This is a genomic window from Arcticibacterium sp. (assembly GCF_055134445.1).
On record NZ_JBSRVI010000080.1, the window covers coordinates 1 to 8,047 of the forward strand.

The following is an 8,047-nucleotide window of genomic DNA, read 5'->3' on the forward strand; positions in this document are numbered from 1 at the left end:
CCAACATTTTGAAGCTCAGGTGCAAAATAGGCTGCCATATCTTCAAACATGCCGTTATTATTAATAAGCAAATAATGAGCAGGAGCCAGCGGATAATAACCGGGCACCATTCTCTGCCCTATAAAAATATCTTGGTCTCCATCTTTATCAAAATCGCTAACCTTCACTACGGCTCCCACGCCTCCAATATGCGGAAAAAGCATATAGTCTCTTTCGAAAACGCCTTTGCCATTGTTAAGGTATAGTCTATGAACCAGTGCGGTATAATCATTTGCGTATTCTGCACTGCCGCTTAAGACCAGAAGGTCTAAATCCTTATCGCCGTCGGCATCAAAGAAGATAGCATCGGAGTCTTCAGATGCTTTATCTACTTCAAAATCGATTTGTGGAGAAACTTTAAATTTGTTGTCTTCGGTGGCTATGAACAGTTGCCCCGCTTGCTTAGCTGCCCCACCAATATAAAAGTCGTCTTTACCGTCTCCATTGATATCTGCTACTGCCAGTGAGGGGCCTAGTTGTGAATACTTTTGCGGAAGAAGGCTTTGTAATTTGAAGTCATCAAAAATCACCTCCTCGTGTTTAAATAAAGAGGGCAATTCTGCGAATAGCTTCTTTTCAATCTCCGGAGTATCCGTGTTTATATTGCTAGGATTGTATTTTATTATTATGGTTTGATTATGCTTGAATTCGGTTAAAGACTGTGTTTTGCCATCTGGCCAAATGATTTCACCTTTCGTAATCTTTGCATTTGGGTTTAAGCCAAAATGCATGATTTGCGAAACGGATGAGAGGAATCCTCTCGTAGTGAGTAACTGTCTGGTCAGAATCTCACCCGAATCAAGATATAGTTTTACGATGGAGCCAATGCCAAAAACATTGCTTTCGGAACCTTCAATTTTGAGTTTCAGGAAATCTCCTTTTTTTTCTTCTACGGCATTATTTTTCAGAATTGTCGTTTCATCATTTAAGTTACTGACCACGACGTCCAAGTCTCCGTCATTGTCAAAATCGGCATATGCCGCTCCGTTAGAAAAAGTAGGTTTAGGTTTTAGCCATTGTGTGCTAACGTCTTTGAAAGTGAGGTCTCCGTTGTTTTTGAAAAAGTAGTTGTTGAGTTTTTGTTGCGGTAGTTTTTTGACAAATTCAAGAAAATCTTTGTCATCGGGTTTTTTACCTCTGGAGCGTAGCGTTTTTAAGATTTCATCGTTTACGTCTCTATCAATCACGTCCCTAAATACGCCGTTGGTAACATAGATGTCGTTATATCCATCCAAATCGAAATCTGCAAATAAGCATGCCCAGCTCCAATCTGTGTTAGCCGTACCTGCTAAATTGGCTATTTCACTGAATGTGCCATCACCATTGTTAAGTTGCAGCATGTTATGCATGTATTGATGGTGGTAGTTTTTGTCTACCATCAGCTCAAAAAGATATTGCGAGGTCATTCCCATAGTGGTTTTGGCTCTCACATAATCTTCTGGATTCATGTCTAGGGTAAAGATGTCCATCATGCCATCATTATTAATATCGGCAATATCTGAGCCCATACTGTTAAATGACATGTGTCTGAGTTTCTCATTTCTAAGGTCAGTGAATGTGCCGTTCTGGTTGTTGATATATACAAAATCAGGAATTCTGAAATCGTTGCAAACATAAATGTCCAGCCAGCCATCATTGTTAATATCTCCCACCTGCGGACTTAATCCAAAACCGATATCGGGTTTAAGACCAGCGAAGTTGCTGACATCTTCAAAATGCCCCTCACCGTTATTTCTGTATAATTTATCGGAGCCTTTAAGTGTGGAGGTTTTGGGATCTAGGGCTACTTTCTCTAGATCTAAAACGACATTGCCTTTGTCTTCAAAGTCTGGGGTATTGCTCATAAAGAGGTCAAGGTCTCCATCATGGTCATAATCAAAAAAGGTTGCGGCAATACCTCTGTTTTTGTCATCAAGCCCATACTCCTTGGCTTTTTCTGTGAACGTTACTCCTTTTGTGCCGTCAGGCAAAACAGATATGCCATTGTTAATATAAAGCATGTTGGCAAAGCCGTCATTGTCTTCCACCCAGCCGCCTCTAGTAATGTAGATATCTAGCCAACCATCATTATTGACATCTGCAACTGCCGCTCCCACATCAAAGCCTGGCCGTTTTGTAATTCCAGAAGTTTCTGTAATGTCTTCAAATTTAAAGTCCCCTGTATTTTTGTAAAGCTTACTTTCATGAGAATTGGATACTAAAAATAGATCTTCCAGACCATCGTTATCAAAATCTGCTGCAGCCACCCCTCCACCAATATACATGTACATATATTTGAAGTAATTGGCAGCTTCTGTTTCTTCTATTTTATTGACAAAGTTTACACCAGAGTACGAAGATTTTATTTCCTCAAAAATCATTGATTCTTCTTGCGAAGAAGTGGTGCATGAACAGATAGAAATCGACAGTAGTCCTAGAAAATAGAGCTTTCTCATAATGTTTTATTAGTGAGCTAAGGTAACAAAATCAGATGGAATGGTTGAATATAAAAACGGCAGAATCCAATGGTGGATTCTGCCGATAGGCCAACTCAAAATAGTCCTTTTATTTAAGATTAGGATTTAGATTTACTTCATTCTGAGGAATAGGAGCAAAGTAGTTATCCGTCCCTAGAGAACCCACAATTGGGTTTGGTTCTGTTAGTGTAACTCCTGCAGAATTCTTAGAAGTTACTTTTGAACGAGCCGTCAATGCCGTTTGAACCTGTTCCATACGCACCAAGTCATTCCATCTTATGTATTCACCTGCTAATTCCCATTTCCTTTCTAGGTAGGCAATGTCGGCAATATTTCCACTCGCACTTGAATAGTCTTTATTGCTGACAGCGTCCATAGGTAAGCCTTCTGCTCTTCTTTTGATTTTATTAAGTGCTTCCCAAGCGTCTGCGGTTACGGTACCAGCTCTACCAGATGCTTCTGCATAAAGTAATAAGAGCTCTGCGTATCTCATGACGTAATCGTTTCTGTTTGTGTTGAAATCGTCTAAAGAGATATCTCCTTCAGGACCAACAATTTTCTTAAAAACTGGGTTTGCTTGGTCCGTGAAATCTTCCCATTTGTAATCAGTTCTATAGGTGGCTTTTTTACGAGGCTGTTCAGGGAAATCTTCAAAATACTTAATCTCAGCGAAAGTTTCTTGCCATCCTAATTTGTCCGCAGGGTGACCTAATTTCCCGAATTTACGGTTGTTCAATCCATTTTCCTTAGAGTATACCAATGTGAACATACTTTCTTTGTTAAATCTACCTGCAAGGGTCCACAGATTTTCAAGATTTTCAACAAGCCCAAAACCATGACTAGCGGCATTGTCAATAACAGATTTCGCTGTTGAGGCTGCTAAGGCATATTTAGAGGCATCTTTCACAGGGAAACCTGCCCAGTCTAAATATAGTCTTGCCATGAACGCTCTAGCGGTACCTTTGTTTGGTCTTGGTGCACCTGCATTTACGCCTGGGTAAATGGTAGGAAGAAGCGATTCAGCCTTTTTAAGGTCTGATTCTATTTGTTTGTAAACCTCTAAAACAGGAGATTTGGCCATATCCACTTCAGGAATTACACTTAAGTGAAGCGGGATTTCTCCATGTATTCGCTCTAACTGATGAAACATGATACCTCTAATGAAATACGCTTCGCCTATCAAAGCATCTTGTGTTGCTTTATTTGGAAGTACTAAGCCTTCAGAATTGAAAAGTACACTGTTTGCAGCACGTATTACGGCATATATATCTCTCCAGTTTGTGGCAGAACGAGCATTTAATGGAGATACGGCTCTTTGATCATATTCTCTGAAGTCTGCTTTATTGGAAGCTCTATGTGTGGTCATGTCATCTCCACCCCAGCCAACAACTTGGAAGGTTGTCATGGCAGCAGAGTTTGCCAACATTCTATAAAGACCCGTTACGCCTAACTCAAGCTCAGCTTGATTTGAATAAGATCCAGGTGCTAGTCTTGACTTGCCAGGCTCTTCTTGTAGGTCTAGGCAACTAGACATGCAAAAAGCGGCAAACAGCAAACCAATACCCAGTTTTGCACTTTTATATAATTTTATTTTTTTCATCTCTTTATTAATTATTTAGATTAATTTCTTCTTAAATGCCCACCTTAATACCCAGCGTTATTACTCTAGCATTTGGATAAGCTCCTACGTTTACACCAGCTGCAGTATCGTTGTTTCCATTTTCATAGTCTATATCACTACCTTCTGGATCATATCCAGAGAATTTTGTAAGTAATAACAGGTTCTGGCCACTGGCGTATACTTTAACAGAAGAAAGATTTGGGATGGTTTTGATTGTGTAACCCAAGCTTAAGTTGCTCAATCTTGCGAAATCACCTTTCTCTACATATCTAGAAGAAGCTGTTCTGTTTTGACCACCTGCAGGAATCTCTGTTTCATTTTCTGGAGTCCATTGGTTAAGCTGTACAGGAGAGAAAAAGCTTCTTTGGTTACCTGTGGCACCTACTAAAATACCATCCACTACATTTAAGATTTGGAAACCACCCATACCTGTAAAGAACACATTGGCATCAAATCCTTTGTAAGAGAAAGTGTTATTGAAACCCCAGCTTAATGTAGGTGTACCATTTCCGATAGCCCCGAGAGTAATATTGCCATCGGCACCTCTTTGATATTTAGCATCACCTGGTTTTTGACCGTATATCTTGGCTTGCTCAGCTTCAGAGGTTTTCCAAGTTCCAAGGAATGTTTCTCCGTAAAACTGACCAATTGGCTGTCCTAATTCAATAAAGTTTAGAGCTCTTCCACTACCGTCAATGTTATTAAATGAACCGATAACTGATTGTCTTCCCTCAAATAGACTGGCTACTTTATTCTTTACGAAAGAAACACTTAATGTAGAGTTCCATTTGAAATCGTTCTTGTTTAAGATAACACCGTCAATGGCGATGTCTAGACCTCTGTTTTCTACCTCACCAACGTTTTTAAGTATAGAGCCACCACCAGCGAAATCTGGAACTGGTACTTGAAGCAATAAGTCCGTGGTGTTCTTTTGGTATGCATCTATTGTTAAATTTAACCTTTGGTTAAACAGACCCATGTCTACTCCTATGTTAGTCTGTGTGGTAGTTTCCCATGTTAAATCTGGGTTTCCGTAACCTCCAGGAGAAGAACCTGGAATTAATGTACCACCGTTAAAAAGGTAAGGGCGATTTATGTTAACACTAGGGTAGGTTACATAAGGAGCCACATTTTGGTTACCTACTTGTCCCCATCCTGCACGAAGTTTAAGGGAAGAAATAGCACCACCGTTTTGAAGAAAATCTAAGTTTCCAAGATTGTAAGCTAGAGCTAAAGAAGGGAAAACTCCAACATCGTTACCTTTTCTGAAACGTGAAGAGCGGTCTCTTCTTACAGTCCCTGTTAGAAGTAAATTTTCATCAAAGATATACTCTGCACGAGCCATAAACGACTCTATACCAGATTTGCTGTAATCGTTATTAATAGCAGTTGCTGAATTTAATTCAGCCAAATAGAAGCCTCCTGGTACAATTAAGTTATTGGCATTGTATCCATTATATCTTGAAACGCCTTGTTGGATTTCATAAAGACCTGTTAGTTTAAGATCATGAATTCCTATTTTTTTGTTCCATGAAAGGATATTACTCATTTGAATGCCTTGGCTCAGGCTAGCTCCATAACCTGCGTTAGGAAAAGGAGGGTCGGTTCTGTAGCTTTCATTTGTATTATTGATAGAAGAAGCACCACCCACCACCGTGAAGTTTAGGTTATCTAGTAGGTCGTAAGAAAGATTTAGGTTAGCATTAATTCTATCTACGTTTCTGTTGTTATCTCTCAGATTCATTGCAGCCACTGGGTTATACCCTAAGTGTAAGAAAGCTCTGTTAGAGAAATTATTGTAGTCGCCATTATCATTTCTAATAGGTGTAGTAGGGTCCCAAGTTAAGGCTCTTACAAACATACTTCCTTGATATTCTCTGGTATCATCAATGTCGTTATGACTTTTCTGATTGGTTCCAAATAGGTTAAAACCTATTTTAAGTTTGTTTGTTATTTGAGAGTTTAAGTTAACTCTACCACTTAATCTTCTATAATTGGTCGTGATAAGTACACCTTCTTGGTTCATGTAATTACCTGACATGAAATAGCTCATTTTACCAGTTCTTCCGCTTGTAGACATTTGGAAATTCTGTGAAATTCCAGTTCTTAATACTTCTCGCTGGTAGTCTGTTCCTCCTGTAGATCTTAAAGTGGCAATCTCGCTATCTGGAATTGCCGCGGCTCCACCGGTGTTAATTCTTCTCTGATTTTCTAAGGTCGCAAATTCTGATGCGGAAAGGGTTTCAATGAACTTTGGGATTTGAGAAATACCAGTAAAGAATTCTACATCTAAGGTTGATTTATCAGAGCCCTTTTTAGTAGACACCAAAATAACACCGTTAGAACCTCTAGAACCGTAAATAGCAGTGGCAGAAGCGTCTTTCAATACCTCCATAGACTCTATGTCATTTGGATTGAGAGAACCAAGGTCTCCACCAATAATTCCATCAATAACGACCAGTGGATCATTGTTTCCCGTGATAGAGTTAACGCCACGTATCCTCACTTTAATGTTTCCTCCTGGGCTACCAGAAGAACGACTTACATTTACACCTGCAGCTCTTCCTTGAAGTGCATCTTCAATCCTAGTAAGCGGTTGTTCTTTAAAGTCTTTTGAGCTTACCTGAGAGATAGAACCCGTTAGGTCGCTTTTCTTTCTTGTTCCATAACCTACTACTACCACTTCATCAAAGCTATTTTCTGAGGCTTTCATGCTGAAGTTGATGATAGAACTATTTACAGTGACTTCTTGAGTAGTATACCCAATAAAGCTACAAACTAGAATGTCACCTTGATTGGCAGAAATGCTGAAACTTCCGTCCGCATTCGCAATAGTTCCGATCGATGAATTCTTTAGAGAAACACTGGCTCCAGGAAGTGAAGCATTCTCCATGTCGGTGATTTTACCGGTTACATTAATCTTCTGAGAGTATGAAGCTAATGTTCCAAAAAGCAGAAGTAGACCAAGCAGTAAAGCTGATTTTCTTTGCTTCAAATAGGGTAATTTTTGTTTCATAAAAATTGATTTTTTGTTAAAGTTTTAAACAGTTTTAAAGGCTCAGGTAGGTTGTTTTTTATTTCGGGATTATTTATTTCTATAGAAGATTTCTCCTTAATTTCTCTAGAAACTTCAAATTCTTACTTTCGTTAAATAATTTCATGACAAAGCAACATAATAGTTAGTTGTACAAGTGAGCTTGAATTAGCAACACATAGCACTTTATTACCATCCTTGTTTCTTTTAAAGTTTTAAGGCCTATAGATGATGTATCCGCAATTGCCATTCATAATAATATTGGCAAACATTGCACATGGCTAAGAAAAAACATAATAATACTACTCGACAAAAACTTGACAGTGGTGTTTTATGGGTTATTTCAAGTTAAAAGGTGGTTTTATGAAGAGCGTTTGGGGATTTGATACGCTCTGAATTTTAGCGAACGTTGTGTTTTTTTAGTTTTTCAATCTCCTATTTTAATGATGGACTTTTTTTGATGACACTATTTTTCGCATTATTAATGGCTATATTTTTATTATGATGTTTTAGAATACTATTCAGGAGCATGTATGAAGTAAGGATTAGAAGTTAGGGGCCTAGTAGTCAGGTTTGGTAGGGAAATGTTGATGTGTCAGTTAGTGGCTAAATGAGTGCTGCAATTGTTTTTGTCTATGTGATTTTTGGGGAGAAGTGCTTTCTTGATTGCGTATGGAGGGCTTTTGCTTGATATAGCATAAACTTTAAAGGAGCTGTTAGATGGCTCTTAGTATTGTCCGGTAACATTTTGATAAATGCTGAGAGGAAAGCCCTCTAGTATGGATTACAGTCGGTTAAGAGATTGGGTTTTGGATGCGGTTTATCTCACTATTGGAAAAATATATGGGGAACAGATGACTGCATCGTAACTAACATCTTTCAATGAAGCGATTGTTA

At 38.8% G+C, this 8,047-nt stretch carries 3 protein-coding genes; all 3 read right to left on the reverse strand.

Features of this window, described 5'->3' with window-relative positions:
* On the reverse strand, positions 1 to 2,474 hold a 2,474-nt coding region (locus tag ACTBZY_RS10310; RefSeq protein WP_463046252.1), incomplete at its 3' end, for a VCBS repeat-containing protein.
* Positions 2,475 to 2,583: 109 nt separating this feature from the next.
* Positions 2,584 to 4,095 (reverse strand): RagB/SusD family nutrient uptake outer membrane protein, encoded by a 1,512-nt coding sequence (locus tag ACTBZY_RS10315; protein WP_463046253.1) that lies wholly within the window; start codon positions 4,093 to 4,095, stop codon positions 2,584 to 2,586.
* A 31-nt stretch (positions 4,096 to 4,126) separates the two neighbouring features.
* A complete protein-coding gene (locus ACTBZY_RS10320) occupies positions 4,127 to 7,132 on the reverse strand; it encodes a SusC/RagA family TonB-linked outer membrane protein (protein WP_463046254.1) in 3,006 nt (1,001 codons plus the stop codon).
* Positions 7,133 to 8,047: the final 915 nt, after the last annotated feature.